Source organism: Neoroseomonas marina, from assembly GCF_012927745.1.
Classification (GTDB): domain Bacteria; phylum Pseudomonadota; class Alphaproteobacteria; order Acetobacterales; family Acetobacteraceae; genus Neoroseomonas; species Neoroseomonas marina.
This window is the reverse complement of record NZ_JABBKX010000001.1, coordinates 859681-881438: the sequence shown is the minus strand read 5'-3', so window position 1 is coordinate 881438 and position 21758 is coordinate 859681. Positions and strand designations below refer to the sequence as shown.

The 21758-nt window shown below is 69.6% G+C and carries 29 protein-coding genes; 24 read left to right on the top strand and 5 right to left on the bottom strand.

Annotated elements, in window-relative coordinates:
• Window positions 1-2 precede the first annotated feature (2 nt).
• The 19 genes from rplP (at window position 3) to rplQ (ending at window position 9770) form a co-directional block, all read left to right on the top strand.
• The gene (gene rplP / locus GWK16_RS04350; protein WP_170052695.1) at window positions 3-422 is read left to right on the top strand and encodes a 50S ribosomal protein L16; all 420 of its coding nucleotides are present in this window, start codon (window positions 3-5) and stop codon (window positions 420-422) included.
• Between the two features lies 1 nt (window position 423).
• Entirely contained in the window at window positions 424-639 is a 216-nt protein-coding gene (rpmC, locus tag GWK16_RS04345) for a 50S ribosomal protein L29 (protein ID WP_170052694.1), read from the top strand.
• A 16-nt stretch (window positions 640-655) separates the two neighbouring features.
• Window positions 656-934: a 30S ribosomal protein S17 gene (gene rpsQ, locus GWK16_RS04340; protein WP_170052693.1), complete on the top strand. Its 279-nt coding sequence runs from the start codon at window positions 656-658 to the stop codon at window positions 932-934.
• Between the two features lie 3 nt (window positions 935-937).
• Window positions 938-1306: a 50S ribosomal protein L14 gene (rplN, locus tag GWK16_RS04335; RefSeq protein WP_137127388.1), complete on the top strand. Its 369-nt coding sequence runs from the start codon at window positions 938-940 to the stop codon at window positions 1304-1306.
• Between the two features lie 2 nt (window positions 1307-1308).
• Window positions 1309-1629: a 50S ribosomal protein L24 gene (gene rplX, locus GWK16_RS04330; protein ID WP_170052692.1), complete on the top strand. Its 321-nt coding sequence runs from the start codon at window positions 1309-1311 to the stop codon at window positions 1627-1629.
• Window positions 1626-2186, top strand: a complete 561-nt coding sequence (gene rplE / locus GWK16_RS04325; RefSeq protein ID WP_170052691.1) for a 50S ribosomal protein L5 — start codon at window positions 1626-1628, stop codon at window positions 2184-2186. Before rplX ends, rplE begins: the two co-directional genes overlap by 4 nt.
• A gap of 52 nt (window positions 2187-2238) precedes the next feature.
• Window positions 2239-2544, top strand: a complete 306-nt coding sequence (gene rpsN, locus GWK16_RS04320) for a 30S ribosomal protein S14 (protein ID WP_170052690.1) — start codon at window positions 2239-2241, stop codon at window positions 2542-2544.
• A gap of 13 nt (window positions 2545-2557) precedes the next feature.
• Window positions 2558-2956, top strand: a complete 399-nt coding sequence (gene rpsH / locus GWK16_RS04315; protein ID WP_168040322.1) for a 30S ribosomal protein S8 — start codon at window positions 2558-2560, stop codon at window positions 2954-2956.
• A 16-nt stretch (window positions 2957-2972) separates the two neighbouring features.
• Window positions 2973-3506 (top strand): 50S ribosomal protein L6, encoded by a 534-nt coding sequence (gene rplF, locus GWK16_RS04310; RefSeq protein ID WP_168040324.1) that lies wholly within the window; start codon window positions 2973-2975, stop codon window positions 3504-3506.
• Complete coding sequence (rplR, locus tag GWK16_RS04305; RefSeq protein ID WP_170052689.1) at window positions 3506-3868, top strand: 50S ribosomal protein L18; 363 nt, start codon at window positions 3506-3508, stop codon at window positions 3866-3868. The genes rplF and rplR overlap by 1 nt, the downstream gene beginning before the upstream one ends.
• Before the next feature lie 12 nt (window positions 3869-3880).
• A complete protein-coding gene (gene rpsE / locus GWK16_RS04300) occupies window positions 3881-4513 on the top strand; it encodes a 30S ribosomal protein S5 (RefSeq protein WP_168040328.1) in 633 nt (210 codons plus the stop codon).
• On the top strand, window positions 4506-4694 hold the full coding sequence (gene rpmD / locus GWK16_RS04295; protein WP_168040330.1) for a 50S ribosomal protein L30: 189 nt from the start codon (window positions 4506-4508) through the stop codon (window positions 4692-4694). The genes rpsE and rpmD overlap by 8 nt, the downstream gene beginning before the upstream one ends.
• A 4-nt stretch (window positions 4695-4698) precedes the next feature.
• The gene (gene rplO / locus GWK16_RS04290; RefSeq protein ID WP_170052688.1) at window positions 4699-5187 is read left to right on the top strand and encodes a 50S ribosomal protein L15; all 489 of its coding nucleotides are present in this window, start codon (window positions 4699-4701) and stop codon (window positions 5185-5187) included.
• Between the two features lie 96 nt (window positions 5188-5283).
• Window positions 5284-6642 carry a preprotein translocase subunit SecY gene (gene secY, locus GWK16_RS04285; RefSeq protein ID WP_170052687.1) on the top strand — a complete coding sequence of 453 codons (1359 nt, stop codon included), beginning with the start codon at window positions 5284-5286 and terminating at the stop codon, window positions 6640-6642.
• Window positions 6643-6667: 25 nt separating this feature from the next.
• Complete coding sequence (locus GWK16_RS04280) at window positions 6668-7321, top strand: adenylate kinase (protein ID WP_170052686.1); 654 nt, start codon at window positions 6668-6670, stop codon at window positions 7319-7321.
• Between the two features lie 146 nt (window positions 7322-7467).
• Window positions 7468-7845, top strand: a complete 378-nt coding sequence (gene rpsM / locus GWK16_RS04275) for a 30S ribosomal protein S13 (protein WP_168040338.1) — start codon at window positions 7468-7470, stop codon at window positions 7843-7845.
• A gap of 1 nt (window position 7846) precedes the next feature.
• Window positions 7847-8254: a 30S ribosomal protein S11 gene (gene rpsK, locus GWK16_RS04270; RefSeq protein ID WP_168040340.1), complete on the top strand. Its 408-nt coding sequence runs from the start codon at window positions 7847-7849 to the stop codon at window positions 8252-8254.
• 49 nt (window positions 8255-8303) lie between these two features.
• Window positions 8304-9317 carry a DNA-directed RNA polymerase subunit alpha gene (locus GWK16_RS04265; RefSeq protein ID WP_168040342.1) on the top strand — a complete coding sequence of 338 codons (1014 nt, stop codon included), beginning with the start codon at window positions 8304-8306 and terminating at the stop codon, window positions 9315-9317.
• 27 nt (window positions 9318-9344) lie between these two features.
• Window positions 9345-9770: a 50S ribosomal protein L17 gene (rplQ, locus tag GWK16_RS04260; RefSeq protein WP_170052685.1), complete on the top strand. Its 426-nt coding sequence runs from the start codon at window positions 9345-9347 to the stop codon at window positions 9768-9770.
• Between the two features lie 502 nt (window positions 9771-10272).
• Here the strand turns inward: rplQ and GWK16_RS04255 are convergent.
• The 3 genes from GWK16_RS04255 to GWK16_RS04245 form a co-directional block, all read right to left on the bottom strand.
• Entirely contained in the window at window positions 10273-10695 is a 423-nt protein-coding gene (locus GWK16_RS04255; RefSeq protein WP_170052684.1) for a hypothetical protein, read from the bottom strand.
• Between the two features lie 152 nt (window positions 10696-10847).
• Window positions 10848-11468: a hypothetical protein gene (locus tag GWK16_RS04250; protein ID WP_170052683.1), complete on the bottom strand. Its 621-nt coding sequence runs from the start codon at window positions 11466-11468 to the stop codon at window positions 10848-10850.
• Between the two features lie 6 nt (window positions 11469-11474).
• Window positions 11475-12440 (bottom strand): Bug family tripartite tricarboxylate transporter substrate binding protein, encoded by a 966-nt coding sequence (locus GWK16_RS04245; RefSeq protein WP_170052682.1) that lies wholly within the window; start codon window positions 12438-12440, stop codon window positions 11475-11477.
• 140 nt (window positions 12441-12580) lie between these two features.
• Between GWK16_RS04245 and GWK16_RS04240 the strand changes: the two genes are divergently transcribed.
• Window positions 12581-13303 (top strand): carbonic anhydrase, encoded by a 723-nt coding sequence (locus GWK16_RS04240; protein ID WP_170052681.1) that lies wholly within the window; start codon window positions 12581-12583, stop codon window positions 13301-13303.
• Here the strand turns inward: GWK16_RS04240 and GWK16_RS04235 are convergent, their stop codons facing one another.
• Entirely contained in the window at window positions 13304-13708 is a 405-nt protein-coding gene (locus GWK16_RS04235) for a ketosteroid isomerase-related protein (protein WP_248291087.1), read from the bottom strand.
• 81 nt (window positions 13709-13789) lie between these two features.
• Here GWK16_RS04235 and GWK16_RS04230 point away from each other — a divergent pair, with 81 nt between their 5' ends.
• Genes GWK16_RS04230 through GWK16_RS04215 form a run of 4 tightly spaced genes read left to right on the top strand, consistent with a single transcriptional unit; the run spans window position 13790 to window position 20832 of the window.
• The gene (locus GWK16_RS04230; protein WP_170052679.1) at window positions 13790-14659 is read left to right on the top strand and encodes a glycine--tRNA ligase subunit alpha; all 870 of its coding nucleotides are present in this window, start codon (window positions 13790-13792) and stop codon (window positions 14657-14659) included.
• On the top strand, window positions 14652-16982 hold the full coding sequence (gene glyS / locus GWK16_RS04225; protein WP_170052678.1) for a glycine--tRNA ligase subunit beta: 2331 nt from the start codon (window positions 14652-14654) through the stop codon (window positions 16980-16982). The genes GWK16_RS04230 and glyS overlap by 8 nt, the downstream gene beginning before the upstream one ends.
• A gap of 13 nt (window positions 16983-16995) precedes the next feature.
• On the top strand, window positions 16996-19668 hold the full coding sequence (gene ppdK / locus GWK16_RS04220) for a pyruvate, phosphate dikinase (protein ID WP_170052677.1): 2673 nt from the start codon (window positions 16996-16998) through the stop codon (window positions 19666-19668).
• 9 nt (window positions 19669-19677) lie between these two features.
• Entirely contained in the window at window positions 19678-20832 is a 1155-nt protein-coding gene (locus tag GWK16_RS04215; protein WP_170052676.1) for a hypothetical protein, read from the top strand.
• 136 nt (window positions 20833-20968) lie between these two features.
• Here GWK16_RS04215 and GWK16_RS04210 read toward each other — a convergent pair whose 3' ends face one another.
• Complete coding sequence (locus GWK16_RS04210) at window positions 20969-21712, bottom strand: polysaccharide deacetylase family protein (protein ID WP_170052675.1); 744 nt, start codon at window positions 21710-21712, stop codon at window positions 20969-20971.
• Between the last annotated feature and the right edge of the window lie 46 nt (window positions 21713-21758).

Below are 21758 nucleotides of genomic sequence, written 5' to 3'. Positions count from 1 at the left end.
CAATGCTGCAGCCTAAGCGCACCAAGTTCCGTAAGGCCCACAAGGGCCGCATCCACGGCCTGGCGAAGGGCGGCTTCGCGCTGTCCTTCGGCGGGTTCGGCCTGAAGGCCCTCGAGCCGGAGCGTGTGACCGCGCGCCAGATCGAGGCCGCCCGTCGTGCGATCACCCGCGCGATGAAGCGTCAGGGCCGCGTGTGGATCCGCATCTTCCCGGATGTGCCGGTTTCGACCAAGCCGGCGGAAGTCCGCATGGGTTCCGGCAAGGGCGCGCCCGAATACTGGGTGGCGCGCGTGAAGCCGGGCCGCGTCATGTTCGAGATCGACGGCGTCTCCGCGGAGACGGCGCGCGAGGCGCTGACCCTCGGCGCGGCGAAGCTGCCGATCAAGACCAAGTTCGTCACCCGCCTGGGTGCGGAGGCCTGATATGGCTGCGACCAAGATCGGCGATGTCCGCGCGAAGTCCGCGGACGAGCTCACCACCATGCTGCTCGACCTGCGCAAGGAGCAGTTCAACCTGCGTTTCCAGCGCGCGACCGGCCAGCTTGAGGCGCTTTCGCGCATCAAGCAGGTCCGTCGCGACATCGCGCGGGTGAAGACCATCATCGGCGAGCGGACGCGCACCGCCGCCACCAAGGCCTGAGAGGAGACCGACGGCGATGCCGAAGCGCGTCCTCACCGGGCGGGTCACCAGCGACAAGACGGACAAGACCATCACGGTCCTGGTCGAGCGTCGCGTGATGCATCCGCTCTACAAGAAGTTCATCCGGCGCTCGAAGAAGTACGCCGCGCATGACGACGCCAACCTGTGCAAGGAAGGCGACGTCGTGGCGATCGAGGAGTGCCGCCCGATCTCCAAGTCCAAGTCCTGGGTGGTGATCGAGCGCAACGGCGCGGCCGTCGAGAAGCCCGCCTTCCTCGCGACCGCGGAGGCCTGATCCATGATCCAGGTCGAATCCAACCTCGAAGTCGCCGACAACTCGGGTGCGCGCCGCGTGCAGTGCATCAAGGTGCTCGGCGGCTCCAAGCGGAAGACCGCTGGCGTGGGCGACATCATCGTCGTCTCCGTCAAGGAAGCGATTCCGCGCGGCAAGGTGAAGAAGGGGACGGTGGAGCGCGCGGTGATCGTGCGCACCGCCTACCCGGTGCGCCGCCAGGACGGCACGGTGATCCGCTTCGACCGCAATGCGGCCGTGCTGATCAACAAGCAGAACGAGCCGATCGGCACCCGTATCTTCGGACCGGTCGTGCGCGAACTGCGCGCGAAGAAGTTCATGAAGATCATCTCCCTGGCTCCGGAGGTGCTGTAACCATGGCCGCGAAGATCCGTAAGGGCGACCGCGTCCAGGTCCTGGCCGGCAAGGACAAGGGCCGCCAGGGCGAGGTGATCAAGGTCATGCCGACCGAGGGCCGCGCCCTCGTGCAGGGCGTGAACCTGGTGAAGAAGCACGAGAAGCCGCAGGGCATGGGCCGTCCCGGCGGCATCCAGGAGAAGGAGGCGGGTATCCACCTCTCCAACCTGGCGCTGCTGGATCCGAAGTCGGGCAAGCCGACCCGGGTCGGCTTCAAGGTGCTCGAGGACGGCAAGAAGGTCCGGGTGGCGAAGGCCTCCGGCGAGGTGCTCGACGCATGAGCGAAGCGATGGAGCAGCCGCGGCTGCGCAAGCACTACGACGAGGTCGTGCGCAAGCGCCTCGTCGAGGAGTTCGGGTACAAGAACCCGATGGAAGTGCCGAAGCTCGACAAGATCGTCATCAACATGGGCGTCGGCGAAGCCTCCGGCGACCAGAAGAAGCTCGACGCCGCTGTCGCCGAGCTGACGATGATCGCGGGCCAGAAGCCGGTGAAGACGAAGGCGAAGAAGGCCATCGCGGGCTTCAAGATCCGCGAGGGCATGGCGATCGGCACGAAGGTGACGCTTCGCAAGCAGCGGATGTACGAGTTCCTCGACCGGCTCGTGACCATCGCGCTGCCGCGCGTTCGCGACTTCCGCGGCCTGCCCGGCAACAAGGGCTTCGACGGGCGGGGGAACTTCTCCCTTGGCCTGAAGGAGCAGATCGTGTTCCCCGAGATCAACTACGACAAGGTGGACGCGATCCGCGGCATGGACATCGTCTTCGTCACCACGGCGAAGACCGACAAGGAAGCGAAGGCGCTGCTGAAGGCGTTCGAGCTTCCCTTCCAGAACTGATTTTGGAAAACCGCCGGGTGCAGCCCGGCAGGTTCCGGAGGACCTAGACGGTATGGCCAAGACCTCGTCTGTCGAGAAGAACAAGCGCCGCGAGAAGCTCTCGAAGCTTCACGCGCCGAAGCGCGCCGCCCTGAAGGCCGTGATCATGGATCGCGATCTGCCGGTGGAGGAGCGCTTCGAGGCGACGCTGAAGCTCGCACAGTTCCCCCGCAACGGCGCGAAGAACCGCGTCCGTCTGCGCTGTGAAGTGACCGGCCGCCCGCGCGGCAACTATCGCAAGTTCAAGCTCTGCCGCAACCAGCTGCGGGAACTGGCCTCCAAGGGCCAGATCCCCGGTGTGGTCAAGGCGAGCTGGTAAGGAAGGACCGGCCATGTCCATGTCCGATCCGCTGGGCGATATGCTCACGCGCATCCGCAACGCGCAGGCCGCTCGGCAGTCGCGCTGCAAGGCGCCGGCGTCGAAGCTGCGCGAGAACGTGCTCGAGGTGCTGAAGCGCGAGGGCTACATCCGCGCCTGGCGCACCGAGGAAGTGCGCCCCGGCATCCGCTTCATCGATATCGAGCTGAAGTATTCCGAGGGCGAGCCCGCCATCAAGGAGATCACCCGCGTCTCCAAGCCGGGCCGGCGCGTCTATTCGAAGATCGCGGAGCTGCCGAAGTTCTACAACGGCCTCGGCACCTCGATCCTGTCCACGCCCCGCGGCGTGATGAGCGAGAACGAGGCCCGCGCCGCCAATGTCGGCGGCGAAGTCCTCTGCCGCGTGTTCTGACGGGAGGCGAAGGAAGATGTCTCGCGTTGGGAAGTATCCCGTGCCGGTGCCGTCGGGCGTCTCGCTCGCGCTGGCCGGCCGCACGCTGACTGCCAAGGGCAAGCTCGGCGAACTCAAGCTCGACCTCACGGACGACGTGGACGTCGAGATCAAGGCCAACGAGGTCGCGGTGTCGCCGCGCCGCACGGACCGCCGCGCGCGGACCATGTGGGGCACGACGCGCAGCCTGATCAACTCCATGGTGACGGGCGTTTCCACGGGCTTCTCGAAGTCCATGGAGATCAACGGCACCGGCTACCGCGCCGCGGTGCAGGGGTCCGATCTGGTGCTGAACCTCGGCTACAGCCACGAGATCCGCTACGCGATCCCGAAGGGGATCAAGATCACCTGCGAGAAGCCGACCGCCATCAAGGTGGAAGGCACGGACAAGCGCCAGGTGGGGCAGGTGGCGGCCGAGATCCGCGCGTACCGTGGTCCCGAGCCCTACAAGGGCAAGGGCGTCAAGTACGACAACGAGACCATCCTCCGGAAGGAGGGTAAGAAGAAGTAATGGCCAGCAAGCTCGATCTCGAGGCGCGGCGCCGCCGCCGCCTCCGCTTCCAGCTCAAGCAGAAGTCCGGTGGGCGCGCGCGCCTCTCGGTCTTCCGTTCGGGCAAGCACATCTACGCGCAGGTCATCGACGACAAGGCGGGCCGCACCGTGGCGGCCGCCTCCTCGCTCGAGAAGACGATGCGCGAAGGGCTGAAGACCGGCGCCGACAAGGACGCGGCGACCGCGGTCGGCAAGCTGGTGGCCGAGCGGGCTCTCGCGGCGGGGGTGACGGAAGTCGTCTTCGACCGGGGCCCCTATCTCTACCATGGGCGCGTGAAGGCGCTCGCGGACGGCGCCCGCGAGGGCGGGCTGTCGTTCTGAGGGTGATGAAGCATGGCACGTGAACCGAGGACCGGCGGCGAGGGTGGCGGCGAAGGCGGGCGTGAGCGCCGTGGCCGCCGCCGCGACGGTGACCGCGACAACCGCCAGGAGCGCCAGGAAGGCGACGAGCTGAAGGACAAGCTCGTCACCATCAACCGCGTCGCCAAGGTGGTGAAGGGTGGCCGGCGCTTCTCCTTCGCGGCCCTGGTGGTCGTGGGCGACGAGAAGGGCCGCGTTGGCTGGGGTGCGGGCAAGGCCCGCGAGGTGCCGGAGGCGATCCGCAAGGCGACGGAGCGTGCGAAGCGCACGATGATCCGCGTGCCGATGCGCGAGGGCCGGACCCTGCACCACGACGTGATCGGCGAGTTCGGCGCCGGCCGCGTCATCCTGCGCGCCGCCCCGGCGGGTACCGGCATCATCGCCGGCGGCCCGATGCGCGCGGTGTTCGAGACGCTCGGCATGGGCGACGTCGTCGCCAAGTGCACGGGCTCGGCGAACCCGCACAATATGGTGAAGGCCACCTTCGCCGCGCTGCAGCGCTGCACGTCCCCGCGTGCCGTCGCTTCCCGCCGCGGCAAGAAGGTCGCCGACATCCTGGGCCAGAAGAAGGACGCCGCCGAGGCGACGGAGGCCACCAGTGTCTGAGCAGAAGAAGACCGTGAAGGTGACCCAGCTCGGGTCCCCGATCGGCCGCAAGCCGGGCCAGAAGGAGACCCTCATCGGTCTCGGCCTGAACAAGCGCCATCGCACGCGCGAGCTGGAGGACACTCCGGCCGTGCGCGGGATGATCCGCAAGGTGGCCCACCTGGTGAAGGTGGAGGGCTGAACCGATGAAGCTCAATGAACTGCGCGACAACGAGGGCGCCCGCCCGAAGTTCAAGCGCATCGGCCGTGGCATCGGCTCCGGCAAGGGCAAGACCGGCGGCCGCGGCGTGAAGGGTCAGAAGGCCCGCACCGGCGTGTCGATCAACGGGTTCGAGGGCGGTCAGCTCCCGATCTATCGTCGCATGCCGAAGCGCGGCTTCGTGAACGTGTTCCGGAAGGACTACGCGGTCCTGAACCTGGGCGCGCTGGATGCGGCGATCGAGTCGGGCCGCCTGCCGGCTGACCAGGCGATCGACGAGACGGCGCTGAAGGCGGCCGGCGTGGTCCGTTCCTCGGCGAAGTTCGCCGGCGTGCGCCTGCTCGCCAAGGGCGAGATCAAGCGCGCGGTGAACATCACCGTCTCCGGCGCCTCGGCGGCCGCGATCGCGGCGGTGCAGGCTGCCGGTGGCAGCGTGACCGTCACCGCGGCGCCGGCGGAAGCCGCGTCCGAGTGACCCTTGCCCCTGGCCGGGCAGAGGCTTAGGTCAGGGTCCGGTCTACGCTGCGGCGCGCAGGGGCACCTGTGCGCCGCAGTGCTGAGGAGATAACGCATGGCGTCCGCTGCCGAGCAGGCGATGTCGAACCTCAACTTCGGGGTTCTGGCGAAGGCGACCGAGCTCAAGAAGCGCATCTGGTTCACCCTGGGCGCGCTCATCGTCTACCGCATCGGCACCTATGTGCCCGTCCCCGGCGTCGATGCCGCGGTGATGGGCGAGATCCTGGCCCAGCATGGCGGCGGGATCCTCGGCATGTTCGACATGTTCACGGGCGGCGCGCTCGGGCGCATGACGGTCTTTGCCCTGAACATCATGCCCTACATCAGCGCCTCGATCATCGTGCAGCTGATGACGGCGGCGATTCCTGCCTGGGAAGCGCTGAAGAAGGAAGGCGAGGCGGGGCGCAAGAAGCTCAACCAGTACACCCGCTACCTCACCGTCATCATCGCCATCTTCCAGGCGTGGGGGATCGCGATCGGGCTCGAATCGATGCGCGGGCAGTTCGGCGCGGCGGTCTACGACCCGGGCTGGTTCTTCCGCTTCTCCTGCGTGATCACGCTGGTCGGCGGGACCATGTTCCTGATGTGGCTGGGCGAGCAGATCACCGCGCGCGGGGTCGGCAACGGCATCAGCCTCATCATCTTCGCGGGCATCGTCGCGAACCTGCCGCACGCCCTGATCACGACCCTGGAGCTGGGTCGGACGGGGGCGCTGTCGACCATCTTCATCATCGCCTTCCTGATCATCGCGCTGGCCGTGATCGCCTTCGTGGTGTTCGTGGAGCGTGCCCAGCGCCGGATCCCGGTGCAGTATCCGAAGCGCCAGGTCGGCAACCGCATGTTCAGCGGCGAATCGACGCATCTGCCGCTCAAGCTGAACACCTCGGGCGTCATTCCGCCGATCTTCGCCTCCTCGTTGCTGCTGCTGCCGGCGACGGTGGCGGGGTTCTCGACCGACCCGACCCAGGAAGGCTGGCTGCAGACCATCACCGCGATGGTGGCGCATGGCCGGCCGCTCTACATGGCGCTCTACATGGCGCTGATCATCTTCTTCGCCTTCTTCTACACCGCGGTCGTGTTCAATCCGACCGAGACGGCGGACAACCTGAAGAAGTACGGCGGTTTCGTGCCGGGCATCCGCCCCGGCCAGCAGACGGCGGACTACCTCGATCGGGTGCTGACGCGGTTGACCGTGGTCGGCGCCATCTACCTCTGCATCGTCTGCATCATCCCGGAGATCCTGATCAGCCAGTACGGCGTGCCCTTCTACTTCGGCGGCACTTCCCTTCTGATCATCGTCTCGGTCACCATGGACACGGTGGCGCAGGTGCAGTCGCATCTCTTCGCCCACCAGTATGAAGGCCTGATCAAGAAGGCCAGACTGGGTGGGCGCGGCATGCCGCGCCCGCGCTGATGCCGGCGATGGGGGAAGGACACGGATGAACCTGATTCTGCTGGGCCCGCCCGGGGCCGGTAAGGGGACGCAGGCCAAACGGCTGGAAGACCAGTTCGGGATCGCCCAGATCTCGACCGGCGACATGCTCCGGGCCGAGGTGAAGTCGGGCAGCGAGATCGGTCTCAAGGCCAAGGCGATCATGGAGCGGGGCGAACTGGTCCCCGACGAGGTGATCACCGCGATGCTCGCCGCCCGGGTCTCCCGCCCGGATTGCGCCAAGGGCTTCATCCTGGACGGCTTCCCCCGCACCGTGCCGCAAGCCGAGGCGCTGGACCGGATGCTGACGGAGAAGGGCCTGAAGCTCGACCACGTGATCGAGCTGAAGGTCGACGACGGCGCCCTGGTGGAGCGCATCGCGGGGCGCTTCACCTGCGCCAAATGCGGGGCCGGCTACCACGACACCTTCAAGCCGACGACGAAGCCCGGCGTGTGCGACAATTGCGGCGGCACCGAGTTCACCCGCCGGGCGGACGACAACGCCGAGACGGTCAAGGCCAGGCTCGAGGCCTACCACCGGCAGACGGCGCCGCTCCTGCCCTACTACGCGGCCCAGGGAAAGCTGAGCGGCGTGGACGGCATGGCGGCCATGGACGAGGTGGGGCGCCAGATTGGCGCAATCCTCTCCGGGAAGGGTTGACTCTATGGGGGGCGGGGGCTAGATCGCCCGCTCCCGCGACCGGGCATGCCCGGCCGCCGTTCATCGTTGCATGGATTTGTTCACTGCGCCGAAGGGGTCGATGCCCCGCACGGCAATTATCGGGGCTGAGCCCCAGGAGAGGCACTGTGGCGCGCATCGCCGGCGTGAACATCCCGACCAACAAGCGGGTGCTCATCTCGCTTCGCTACATCTTCGGCATCGGGCCGCAGAACGCGAAGGACATCTGCGGCAAGCTCGGCATCCCCGACGATCGTCGGGTGAACCAGCTGACCGATGACGAGGTCCTCAAGATCCGTGAGCTGATCGACCGCGATTATCGCGTCGAGGGTGACCTGCGTCGCGAGCAGGCGATGAACATCAAGCGCCTGATGGACCTGGGCTGCTACCGCGGCCTGCGTCACCGCAAGGGCCTGCCGGTCCGCGGCCAGCGCACCCACACCAATGCCCGCACCCGCAAGGGCAAGGCCGTGCCGATCGCCGGCAAGAAGAAGGTGACGAAGTAAGATGGCCCGCGAACCCCGCGGCGGCGCCGCCCGTGGCCCCGTCAAGCGCAAGGAACGGAAGAACATCACGTCGGGCGTCGCCCACGTGCTGGCGTCGTTCAACAACACGATCGTGACCATCACGGACGCCCAGGGCAATGCCATCGCCTGGTCGTCCTCCGGCTCCCAGGGCTTCAAGGGCAGCCGCAAGTCCACCCCGTACGCGGCGCAGGTCGCGGCGGAGGATGCCGGCCGCAAGGCGCGCGAGCACGGCATGGAGACGCTTGAGATCATGGTGAGCGGCCCCGGTTCGGGCCGCGAGTCGGCGCTGCGCGCCCTTCAGTCGGTCGGCTTCTACGTGACCGCCATCAAGGACGTGACGCCCATCCCGCACAACGGCTGCCGCCCGCGCAAGCGCCGCCGCGTCTGAACCAGACGCGCCGCTGACCCCCGCACGGCCGCCGACAGGAGATTGAAGAGTGCTCGAGAGGAATTGGCGTTCGCTGATCGAGACGCAGAAGTCCGTCGAGATGGGCGCGGACCCGCTGCGCACGGCGACCGTGGTGCTGGAGCCGCTGGAGCGCGGCTTCGGCATGACGCTCGGCAACGCGCTGCGGCGCGTGCTGCTGTCGTCGCTGCAGGGCGCGGCCGTGACCGCCATCCGCATCGACGGCGTGCTGCATGAGTTCAGCTCCATCCAGGGCGTGCGCGAGGACGTGACGGACATCGTCCTGAACGTGAAGCAGCTTGCCATCCGGATGCAGGGCGAAGGTGCGAAGCGCCTGCAGCTCACCGCGACCGGCCCGGGCGAGGTGACCGCCGGGCAGATCCAGACCACCGGCGACATCGAGATCGCGAACCCCGAGCTGGTGCTCTGCACCCTCGACGACGGCGCGAAGCTCGCGATGGAACTGACGGTCGACGTCGGCAAGGGCTACGTCCCGGCCGCGGAGAACCGCCCGGAGGACGCGCCGATCGGCCTGATCCCGGTGGACGCGATCTATTCCCCGGTGCGCCGCGTGGCGTATCGCGTGGAACCGACCCGCGTCGGCCAGAAGACCGACTACGACAAGCTGATCCTGACGGTCGAGACGGACGGCACGCTGGCCCCCGAGGATGCCGTCGGCGTCGCCGCCCGCATCCTGCAGGAACAGCTGCAGATCCTGATCAACTTCGACGAGCCGCGCGCGCGCGTCGAGGAAGAGATCCGCGACGACCTGCCGTTCAACCGCAACCTGCTGCGCAAGGTCGACGAGCTCGAGCTCTCGGTCCGCTCGGCGAACTGCCTGAAGAACGACAACATCGTCTACATCGGCGACCTGGTTCAGAAGACCGAGCAGGAAATGCTCCGCACCCCGAATTTCGGGCGCAAGTCGCTGAACGAGATCAAGGAAGTGCTCGCCTCGATGGGCCTCGGCCTCGGCATGACCGTCACCGGTTGGCCGCCCGAGAACATCGAGGAACTCGCGAAGAAGGTGGAGGAGCCCTTCTGAGGGCTCACCCGGTAAGGATACAGAACCATGCGTCACGGAATTGCCGGGCGTAAGCTCAGCGTCACCTCCGCCCATCGCGTTGCCATGTTCCGCAACATGGCGACCTCGCTGCTGAAGCACGAGCAGATCACGACCACCCTGCCGAAGGCCAAGGAGCTGCGCCCGTACGTCGAGCGCATCATCACCCTCGGCAAGCGCGGTGGCCTGCATGCGCGCCGCCAGGCGCTCGCGCAGATCCGCGACGAGAAGATCGTGGCGAAGCTCTTCACCGAGATCGCCGACCGCTACAAGACCCGTCAGGGCGGCTATTGCCGCGTCCTCAAGGCCGGCGTGCGCTACGGCGACGCCGCGACGATGGCGGTGATCGAGCTGGTGGACCGCAATGTGGCCGCGAAGGGCCAGGACAGCGGTCCGAAGCCGGAAGCCGCGACGGAAGAGACCGCCGAGTCCTGATCCTCGGGATCGGCACGGAGTTCGAAGGGGCGGATGGGCAACCATCCGCCCTTTTCATGTTCGTGGTTTGCGGGCCCGGCGCCGGCGAATGGATACACGATCAGGTAGGCTGCCGGGCCGACGAAGGCCGAAACGGCGAGCAGAGTGCTGATCAGCGCCTCGATCGGCCGGACGAAGATCGCCGACCCCGACTGGCGGATGCGTAGCGCTGTGATCTGCCCCGTCTGCGAGGACGGTGCCTCCGGGGCGTTGATGGTCAATACAAACCACCACGCGACCCAGAGCAGGATGAGGAGTCCGCAGAGGAGGAGAGCCATCAGCCGGTGGTCGCGGTGCCCGGGCTCCCCCGCGGCGGGCAGGTCGTCCCGGCCAAGGTGGGTGCCAGCGTATCCGGCATAGCGCCCGTCCAGGCCGACGCTCGCACCTCGATGAGGGTCGTGTCGCGACCTGTGCTGTCCGCCATTTGGCTGCTCCTGCACCGGCGGGCCGGCTTGCCCCGCGGCTACCGCCTGCCCTCCGGTGCCGAGGGCCGCGGCCCCATCGCCTCCGCCAGCGCCGGGATGAATTCGCGCAGGCCCTCGCGCAGCGCCTCGGGCCAGGCGCGCGGGTCGGGCGGGACCGACAGGCGCACGCTGCCGTTCTCCGTGAGCAGCATGAAGATCCGCTCGTCATGGACGTCGAAGGCGAGGAAGGCACCCCCGTCGCGGCAGCCTTCCGGCCTGCAGCCGAAGCCGTAGACATACCGGTCGCCGGCGAGCGCCACTGGCGGGCCCGGATCGCGGAGCCTGGCGGCCAGCGAACGGCGATGTCCGCCGCTGTTGAAGCGCAGGCCGGTCGTCAGTTCGGGACGCTGCGCGAGGGCCAGCACCGGCTGCCCGATCACGGCCGTGATCGAATCCTGCGCGGCGACAGGCATGGCGATCATCAGCGCCAACAGGATCGGCGGGACCGAACGCCGCCCGAAGCCGCCCCCACTGCCGGGTCCATCCGCGGATCGCCGAAGGCGAGCCGCCCATGCCAGAAAGAGCGGAGCGGCCGAGGAGGTTCTCCTCCCTCGCATCGTCGACAACGGCATTCTCACCCCTTCACCATGTGACCGATCGCCGCCGCCGTCGACACCAGTGCGAGGACGCGCCGTGGCGCGATCCATCGTTCGGGCATGCGGCAGACGATCGACAGCACCCATCCGGCCAGCATCACCATCACCAGTCCCGCCACGAACCCCGCTAGCACCCCGGTCCCGAGCACCAGCGCTGCGTCGACCGTGTCTTCCCAGGCGAGCGGCACGAAGGCTTGGGCGTAGGCGCCGATCCGGGTGGTCGCGACGGCGGCGGCCAGGACGGGGCCGGCCCTGCGCCGCGGCAAGCCCCGCCACGCCAGTCCGGCGACGACGAGCCACCAGGCCACCTCGAGCAGTCGCTCGGGCCGCGACATGGCTTCGCCCGGGATCCAGCCATTGTCGCCCGGCACACCCAGTCCTGCCCGAAGCAGCACCGCCGCTGCCGCCCCGGCGCACGCCCATCCCGCCAGGCGCGGGAGATCCCCTGGCCCGCCCAGCAGCAGGGCGAGCGCGATGCCGCCGAGCACCGCCGGCATCCGCTGCGCCTCCTGTGCCGCCAGCGCGCCGCCATACAACGCCCCGTCCGGCACGAGCCAGAACAGCCCCAGGACGGCGACGGCGAGCAGCGCAAGTCGCATGCGCGGCTACTCGATCCGGATGTTCGCCTCACGCACCAGCGTCGTCATGGCGGCCCGGCCCTCCGTGACGTAGCGCGCGAAGTCCGCCGGTGTGCTGCCCACGGGGATGGCACCGAGCCGGTCGAGCCGGGCCCGCACCTCCTCCTCCGCCAGGCTGGCGGCCAGCGCCTGCTGCAGCCGCGCGGCGATCTCGGGGCTCGTGCCGGCGGGGGCGAACAGGCCGACCCACTCGCTCACGTCGAAACCCGGCAGGCCGGATTCGGACAGCGTCGGCACATCGGGCAGGTTCGCCAGCCGCTGCGCCGAGGCAACGGCGAGGAAGCGCGCCCGCCCGCTCTCGACCACTGGCCGCGCCGAGAGCGCGGTGATGAACACCCCGTCCAGCGTGCCGGCGGCCAGGTCGCGCGCCGCGTCGGCGCCGCCGCGATAGGGCACGTGCTGCACCTCGATCCCGGCTTCGCGGGCGAAGCGGGCGAGGCCGAGATGCCCCGCCGTCGCATTGCCCTGGGTGCCCATGTTGATGGTGTTCGGCCGCGCCTTGGCGAGCGCGATGAAGGCCGCGAGGTCGCGTGCCGGGAAATCGGCCTTCACCGCGACCACCTGCGGGAAGGTGCAGACTTGGCTGATCGGCAGGAAGGCCGTCGCGTAGTCGAAGGTCAGGCCGCGCAGCAGGGCATGATTCACGATATGGGAGGACGCATCCCAGAGCAGCGTGAACCCGTCCGGCGCCGACCGCGCGACCTCGCCGCCGCCGATCGATCCGCCCGCGCCGGTGCGGTTCTCGACCACGAAGGTGGTGGACAGCCGCTCGCCCATCCGCGGAAGCACGGTGCGGGCGGCGGAATCGGCCGCGCCGCCGGGCGCGAAGGGCACCAGGACCCGGATCGGCCGGCCGGGCCAGGGCTGGGCGAGGGCAGGGGCCGCGATCGGCAGCACGGCTGCCGCAAGCGCGGCGCGACGGGTGATCGGCATGGCGGGCCTCCGGGCGTATCGCGCCTCCTCTGCGGGGCGCCTCAGCGGCCGTCAAGCCGCCGCTTGAAGCCCGGGCCGGCCCTGCGCCAAGGTCCGCTTCCGCACCCGAGGCACAAGGGGGCGGAGGATCCGGGAACGCCATGACCGAGACGCTCGATCACCTCTTCGACCGGAACCTGGAATGGGCGGAGCGCAAGACGCGGGAGGACCCGACCTTCTTCCGCCGCCAGTCGGAACAGCAGACGCCGACCTATCTCTGGATCGGCTGCTCGGACAGCCGGGTGACGGCGAACGACGTGCTGGGCCTCGATCCGGGGGAGGTCTTCGTCCACCGCAACATCGCCAATGTCGTGCACACCAGCGACCTCAACATCCTCTCGGTGCTCGAATACGCGATCGACACGCTCGGCGTGCGGCATGTGATCGTGGCCGGGCATTACGGCTGCGGCGGGGTGCAGCGGGCGATGGTGGACCGCCGCGGGGCGCTGGTGGACCACTGGCTGCAGCCGCTCTCGATGTTCTTCCGCAAGCATCGCGCGGTATTCGATGCCATGCACGACGACCGGCGGCGCTTCGAACGGCTCTGCGAGGTCAACATCGAGATGCAGGTCCGCCGCGTGGCCGCGACGCCGATCGTCGAGAATGCCTGGGCGCGCGGCGCGGAACTGCACCTGCATGGCTGGATCTACGGCATGCATGACGGGCTGCTGCGCGACCTCGGGCCGCATGTCTCCTCGATCGCCGAGCGCGACTCGCTGCCCGCCATCGACACCTGCGTGCACCACAGGCCGGAGCCGGTCAGCGCGCTGCGCCGCCACGCCATCTCGGCCTTCGGCGCGGCGCCCTGCTGCAACGGCGGCTGATCAGCCGCCCACCTGCCGGATCCAGTCCTGCAGGTTGTAGTGCATGGTCACCCGCGCGATCCGGCCGTCCCGGATGTCGTAGAAGGCCCCGGCCGGCAGGCGGTAGCGCTGGCCGGCCGCCGGCGGCAGGCCCTCATCGGTGGCGAGGTATTCGCCCTCCACGATGAATTCGGCCGACGCGCGGGTGCCGGTCGGTTCGGCCATCACCACGATGTCCACCAGGCGTTCGCGATAACAGCGGTCCATCCGGGCCATGAAGGCGGCGAAGGCCTCGCGCCCCACCTCCCGGCCGCCCTGGTTCACGTCGTGGGCGACATCCTCGGTCAGCAGCGCCAGCATCGCCGGGCGATCCCCCCGGTTGAAGGCGTCGAGGTAGGCGCGGATGAGGTTCGCAGCGGTGTCCAAGGCGGTTTCCTTGCCGGTTGAGGGTCTGGCGCCTATAGGTGCGCCGCAACACAGCCCCGCGCCAGACCCTCCGGATTGCCCATGCCGCAGAAGCCCCCGAGCTTCCAGGACATCATCCTGCGCCTCCATCGCTTCTGGTCGGAGAAGGGCTGCGTCATCCTCCAGCCCTACGACATGGAAGTGGGCGCGGGCACCTTCCACCCGGCGACCACGCTGCGCGCGTTGGGTCCCAAGCCCTGGAAGGCGGCCTATGTGCAGCCCTCCCGCCGGCCCTCGGACGGCCGCTACGGCGAGAACCCGAACCGGCTGCAGCATTATTACCAGTACCAGGTCATCCTGAAGCCGAGCCCGGCCGACCCGCAGGGCCTGCTGATCGAATCCTACCGCGCCCTCGGCATCGACCCGTCCCTGCACGACATCCGCTTCGTCGAGGACGATTGGGAGAGCCCGACCCTCGGCGCCTGGGGCCTCGGCTGGGAGGTCTGGTGCGACGGGATGGAGGTGACGCAGTTCACCTACTTCCAGCAGGTCGGCGGCATCGCCTGCGAACGGCCCTCCGCCGAGCTCACCTACGGCCTCGAGCGCCTCGCGATGTACATCCAGGGCGTGGAGAACGTGTACGACCTCGCCTTCAACGACGACGGCGTGAAGTATGGCGAGGTCTTCCTGCGCGCGGAGAAGGAGTACAGCGCGCACAATTTCGAGCACGCGGACGTCGCGATGCTGTTCCGCCACTTCGAGGACGCGGAGAAGGAATGCGCCGCGCTGCTGGAGCGCGGCCTCGCGCTGCCGGCCTATGACCAGTGCATCAAGGCGAGCCACCGCTTCAACCTGCTCGACGCGCGGGGCGCGATCAGCGTGACGGAACGCGCCGCCTATATCGGCCGCGTGCGCAACCTGGCGAAGGGGTGCTGCGAGTCCTGGCTCGCGGGGGAGACGGCCGGTGCCTGAACTGCTGCTGGAACTGTTCTCCGAGGAAATCCCGGCGCGGATGCAGGCGCGGGCGGCCGAGGACCTCGCCCGCCTGTTCGCCGAACGCTGCGCCGCGCTGGTCGAGGCGCCGCCCGTCACCTTCCACGGCCCCCGCCGCATCGGTCTGTCCGCCCTGCTGCGCGCCGCGGTCACCACCGAGGGCAAGGAGGAACGCGGACCCCGCATCGGCGCCCCCGACCAGGCGCTGGACGGCTTCCTGCGCAAGCACGGCGCGACGCGCGATGCGCTGAAGCAGGAAGGCCAGTTCTGGGTCCTGTCCAAGCCGGGCGAGACGGTCGAGGCCCGCGCCCTCGTCGCCGCCGCCATCCCGGCCATCATCCGCGCCTTCCCCTGGCCCAAGTCGATGCGCTGGGGTGGCTCCTCGCCGATGGCGTGGGTGCGGCCGCTCAAGCGCATCCTGTGCGTGCTCGACGGCGCCGTGGTGCCCTTCGACCTGCGCGCCGGCGAGGATGACGGGCATGGCCTTGCCTCGGGCAACGAGACCGAGGGCCACCGCATCATGGCCCCCGGCGCCTTCGCCGTGCGCGGCCTGACCGACTACCAGGAAGGCCTGCGCGAGCGCCGCGTGGTGCTGGACGCCGCCGAGCGCGCACGCGAGATCCGCGACGGCATCGCGGCGCTGGCCGCGGCCGAGGGCCTGACGGTGGTGCCGGACGAGGGCCTGGTCACCGAGGTCGCCGGCCTGGTCGAATGGCCGGTGCCGCTGCTGGGGCGCATCGACGACGCCTTCATGGACCTCCCGCCCGAGGTCATGCGCACGACGATGCGCGTGAACCAGCGCTACTTCGCGCTGCGCCAGGCGGATGGGTCCGCCGCGCCGCGATTCGCGCTGGTGGCGAACATCGCCGCCCCCGATGGCGGGGCGTCGATCGTCGCGGGCAATGAGCGCGTGCTGCGCGCGCGCCTGTCGGATGCGCGGTTCTTCTGGGACCTCGACCGCAGGCAGTCGCTCGAATCCTTCCTGCCGAAGCTCGATTCCGTGGTGTTCCACGCGAAGCTCGGCACGCAGGGGCAGCGCGTCGCGCGGCTCGAACGCCTCGCGCGGATCATCGCGACGAAGGTCGGGGCCGATCCGGCCGATGCGGCCCGCGCGGCGCGGCTCGCCAAGGCCGACCTCGCCTCCGGCATGGTGGGCGAGTTCCCCGAACTGCAGGGCGTGATGGGCCGCTACTACGCCCTCGGCCAGGGCGAGAAGCCCGCGGTCGCCGAGGCGATCGCCGCGCATTACCGCCCCCTCGGCCCGGGGGACGAGGCGCCGGCCGAGCCGGTGGCGATCTCCGTCGCGCTCGCCGACAAGCTCGATCAGCTCGCGGGCTTCTTCGCCGTGGGCGAGAAGCCGACCGGGTCCGGCGACCCCTTTGCGCTGCGCCGCGCGGGGCTCGGCATCATCCGCATCGTGCGGGAGAACGGGCTGCGGCTCGCCCTGCGGCACCTGCTGGAAGAGGCGATGGCCGGCTATGTCGATCAGTGGCGCCACTCGCCCTGGATCGCCGCCGACCCGAAGCAGGTCGCCACGCTGATCGAGAACCGCGAGATCCGTCAGGAATTGCTCGAGACCGCCGCCCGGTTGGAAGGCGAGGGCTGCGCCGCGAATGAACGGATCCTGGTGCGGCTGATGGACCTCGGCCACGTACCCGCCCTGCGCGAGCGCGGCATCTCGGTCTTCGTCGCGCCGCAGACCGGCTCCTCCGGCGAACTCACCCGCGTGTTCCGCGCGACCGACGCGGTCGAGGTGCCCAAGGCTGCCGCGCTCGGCCGCGAGCTGATGGACTTCCTCGCGGACCGCCTGCGCGTCCAGCTCCGCGCCGAGGGCACGCGCCACGACGTCGTCACCGCCGTCCTCGGCGCTGCGCCGGACGACGACCTGAACCGCCTGCTCCGTCGCGCCGATTCGGTCCGCGCCTTCGTCGAATCCGAGGCCGGGGCCAACCTCCTCGCCGCCCATCGCCGTGCCGCCAACATCCTCCGCATCGAGGAAAAGCGCGACGGCCACATTTACGATACCGGCTACGAGCACCACCTTCTGAAGGCGCACCAGGAGGAGGCGCTCGCCGCCGCGCTGGAAGCGGCCGCCGCCCGGATCGAGCTCGACCTCTCGGCCGAGGATTTCGAACGCGCGATGGAGGCCATGGCCACGCTGCGCGCTCCGGTGGATGCCTTCTTCGACAAGGTGATCGTCAACGATCCCGCGCCGGAACTCCGCCGCAATCGCCTGAAACTACTCGCACGCCTCCGCGCCGCGATGGACGCGGTGGCGGATTTCTCGAAGATCGAAGCCTGAGGGGGAGCCCCCGATGACGCAGTGGGTCTACAGCTTTGGTGCCGGCCGCAACGAGGGTCGCGCCGACATGCGCAACCTGCTTGGGGGCAAGGGCGCGAACCTGGCCGAGATGGCCTCGATCGGCCTGCCGGTGCCGCCCGGCTTCACGATCACGACCGAGGTCTGCACCTGGTACTACCAGAACGGCGAGACCTATCCCTCGGACCTCGAGGCGCAGGTGAAGGCCGGCCTCGCCCGCGTCGAGGAAGCCGTCGGGACGAAGTTCGGCGACCACCACAAGCCGCTGCTCGTCTCGGTCCGCTCCGGCGCCCGCGTCTCCATGCCCGGCATGATGGACACGGTGCTGAATCTCGGCCTGAACGACGCGACGGTCGAAGGGCTGGTGACGGCCTCGGGCGACGCCCGCTTCGCCTGGGACAGCTACCGCCGCTTCATCCAGATGTACGGCTCGGTCGTCCTCGGCGTGGATCACCACCGCTTCGAGGAAATCATCGAGAACGAGAAGCTCGACACCGGCAAGATCGAGGACACCGAGCTCACCGCCTCCGAATGGCACCGCGTGGTGCACGGCTACAAGGAGATGGTGCGCGAGGTCACCGGCAAGCCCTTCCCGCAGGATCCGTGGGAACAGCTCTGGGGCGCGATCGGCGCCGTGTTCTCCTCCTGGCAGAACCAGCGTGCCATCACCTATCGCCGCCTGCATGACATCCCCTCCGAATGGGGCACCGCGGTCAACGTCCAGGCCATGGTCTTCGGCAACATGGGCGAGGATTGCGCGACGGGCGTCTGCTTCACGCGCGATCCGTCGACCGGCGAGAACATCTTCTACGGCGAGTACCTAATCAACGCGCAGGGCGAGGACGTCGTCGCCGGCATCCGCACCCCGCAGCCCATGTCCGAGGCCCGCGCCAAGCCGGGCGAGCGCAGCATGGAAGCCGCCATGCCCGCCGCCTATGCCGAGCTGGTGAAGGTGCGCGAGACGCTCGAGCGCCACTACCGCGACATGCAGGACATCGAGTTCACGGTCCAGTCGAACAAGCTCTACATGCTGCAGACGCGCAACGGGAAGCGCACCGCGGCCGCGTCGCTCAAGATCGCCGTCGACATGGCGCGCGAAGGGCTGATCGACCACGCGGAAGCCGTGAAGCGCGTGAACCCCGCAGCACTCGACCAGCTGCTGCACCCGACCCTCGACCCCAAGGCGCCGCGCAAGATCCTGGCGAAGGGCCTGCCGGCCTCGCCCGGCGCGGCCTCTGGCATCGTCGTCTTCTCGGCCGATGAGGCCGAAGCCCGCGCGCAGAAGGGCGAGGCCGTCATCCTCGTGCGCATCGAGACCTCGCCCGAGGACATCCACGGCATGCATGCCGCCAAGGGCATCCTGACCACGCGCGGCGGCATGACGAGCCACGCGGCCGTCGTCGCCCGCGGCATGGGCCGTCCCTGCGTCGCCGGCTGCGGCGGCGTCTCGGTCGACTACAACAACCAGGTGCTCTCCTCCGGCGGCGTGCAGGTGCGCGGCGGCGAGGTGCTGACCATCGACGGCGGCACCGGGGAGGTCTTCGTCGGCCCCGTCGCCATGATCGAACCGCAGCTGTCGGGCGACTTCGCGACGCTGATGGGCTGGGCGGACGAGGTGCGGCGACTCAAGGTCCGCGCCAACGCCGAAACCCCGCTCGATGCCGAGACGGCCCGCAAGTTCGGCGCCGAAGGCATCGGCCTGTGCCGCACCGAGCACATGTTCTTCGACCCCGAGCGCATCGGCGCCGTGCGGCAGATGATCATGGCGGAAACCGAGGCCGGCCGCCGCGTCGCGCTGGCCCGCCTGCTGCCCTTCCAGCGGCAGGATTTCGTCGACCTGTTCCGCATCATGGCCGGGCTGCCGGTCACGATCCGCCTGCTCGACCCGCCGCTGCACGAATTCCTGCCGCACACCGACTACGAGATCGCGGAGGTCGCGTCCTCCCTCGGCACCGATGTCGAGGCGATGCGCCGCCGCGCGCAGGAACTGTCGGAAGCCAACCCGATGCTCGGTCATCGCGGCTGCCGGCTCGGCATCTCCTTCCCCGAGATCTACGAGATGCAGGCCCGCGCGATCTTCGAGGCCGCCTGCCAGATCGGCAAGGAAACCCACAAGGCGCCGCATCCGGAGATCATGATCCCGCTGGTGGCGACGCGGCGCGAGCTCGAGATCACCCGCGCGCAGGTGGATCGCGTCGCGCAGGAGGTCTTCGCGGAGACCAAGTACCATGTCGAATACAGCGTCGGCACGATGATCGAGCTGCCGCGCGCGGCTCTGACCGCCGATGCCATCGCCGATGCCGCCGACTTCTTCTCCTTCGGCACCAACGACCTGACGCAGACCACCTTCGGCCTGTCGCGCGACGACGCCGGCAAGTTCCTGCCGCTGTATGTCGAGAAGGGCATCTTCCCGAAGGACCCCTTCGTGTCGATCGACCCGGACGGCGTCGGCGCCCTGGTGAAGATCGCCTCCGAGAAGGGGCGGCGGGTGAAGCCGGACCTGAAGCTCGGCATCTGCGGCGAACACGGCGGCGACCCGTCCTCGATCCATTTCTGCGAGAGCGTCGGCCTCGACTACGTGTCCTGCTCGCCCTACCGCGTGCCGGTCGCACGCCTGGCCGCGGCACAGGCGGCGCTCGCGGGCGGCGGCGGCGACCGCACGGCCTGAGCCCCCGGCGTGGCCGCAGACGAGGAGGACAACGGTCGCGTAGCGCGGATGCGGCGCATCTGGGTTCGCTCGACGATCATCGCGACGGCCGGCGCCTTCCTCGGCGGCGTCGCTGTCATCGGCGCGCAGTACTTCCTGCTCGCGATCAGCACGGGGTACCCGCCCTTCGTGCAGTCCATCCGCTGCCAGGCCCTGGGCGACCCGCACGCGCTGCCCGAGGCCGAAGCACCAGCCATCGCGATGTTCGGCGCCGGTGCCATGGCATCCGGCCTGCCCGAGGATGGCGGCCCGCTTCTGCTGCCGAGCGTCGTCGCGGGAGCCACCATATCCTGCACCGTGGAGGCGCCCGGCGCCGATTACGCCGCATGGACGATGGGCGGGCCGCGCCCCGACTACCGTGCGGGCCCGCTCGACAGCGATGCCAGTTGCCAGGGGCGCGAGACCTTCACGAGCCAGGGCGCGCAGGGCCTTCGCGTATCCGCCTGTCAGAACTATGTGCTGGCCGTGCCGGGGTTGCATCTGCTCTCGGTCAAGGTGATGTCGCGCGGCGCACCAGCGGTTGACCGCGGCCAGATTGCGGTGCTGGTGCGCGCCCCGCCACCGCCGCCGCCCGCAGCGCAGCGTATCCAGGCCACGGTGGTCACCATGCCCCACACGGCGGCATTGGAACGACGCCAGACGATTTCGCAGACCCTGTCCGAGCGCGGGCTCCTGCCGACCGACCGCAGCTATGCGCGCGTGGTCTACCGCCTGGCGCCGGGCGAACGCTTCCTCGACGCGCGGTTCGAACCGCGCAACGCCGCGCATGCCTCAGCCGTGCGGGTGGGGCTGGACGCCGACGGCATGACGGTCAGGGCGCGCTTCGCCCTGCGCAGCGGACCCATCATCGACCGGTACAACGGTTGGCTGAACGGGGACGCCGTGGTGCGGGTGGAAGTGAGCCAGCCCGGGGATGCGATCGAGCTTCCCGAAGCCGTCCTGCCGGTTCCCGGCAGCGTCCTCCTTCGGTTGCCGGTGGGTGTGGCGGTCACGCAGGTGCGACTCAGGCGACCGGACACCGGTGCCCAGGCGGAAGCACCGCTCGGCGGAACGATGCTGCTCGGTCACGCCCGGATCGAGGTCCGGATGTCCGAAGACGGGCTGCAATTGGTCGCGAGCCGCTGAGGCGACGGTGCCGAAAGGCGACGTTGGACCGCGCCCCAATGCCGCGGGCGACGGCCGACATGGCGTGCGGGCGGGGATGCCCGGCATGACCGGAACAGTTGGCCGGGCCAGCGTCCAGGAGGGATGAGCGCCGCGATCACACCCGCGATGGCGCGTCGGCTTCCTCGACGGGCACGGCGTCGAGCGGCACCAGCCGGAACCCGCGTTCCGCCAGCCGCGCCACGCCTTCGACGACGCCCGGACCGCTCGGGCGTTCGGGATGGTTGGTGTGGGCGATGATCACATCGCCATCCCGCGCGGCGGCGATGCGCGCCGCCACGCGGGAGGCCGGCAGCGACGCGCCTTCATCGCCGTTCACCGAATAGCCGGCAACCCGCAGGCCCGTGGCGCGGATCGCGGCAAGCGCCTCGGGGCTGTAGAGCGCCGTCGCGCCGCGGAACCAGCCCGGCGCCGGCGCGCCGGTGGCGAGGACGGCGGCGGCGCCGCCTGCGACCTCGCGATGCACCGCCTCGATCGTGCCGGCGACCGCGACGCCGTAGAGCCGCCCCGCACCGAGCACCGCCGGGACATGGCGCGCGCCGTGGTTCTGCAGGGTGAACAGGTCCGCCCGCCCGCGCAGCAGCGCGACCGTATCCGGGTTGGCGCGCAGCCAGACGCCCGTGACGAAGATCGTGGCCGGCAGGCCGAGCCGCACCAGACCGCCCAGCACCCGCAGATCCGCATGCCCCGAACAGGCATCGAGCGTCAGCGCCACGCGCGGCGGCGCGCCGGGCGCCGGCGCAAGGCGCAGCCGTGGGGAGAGATGCGCGTCCGCCCGCGCCGGCCGCGCGGCCAGGGCGACCGCCGCGACCAGCGCGCCGCGCCGGCCGATGGCGGGCATGCAGCAGCGGCACGGGAACGGCTTCGGATCCATCGCGGGCGGAGGC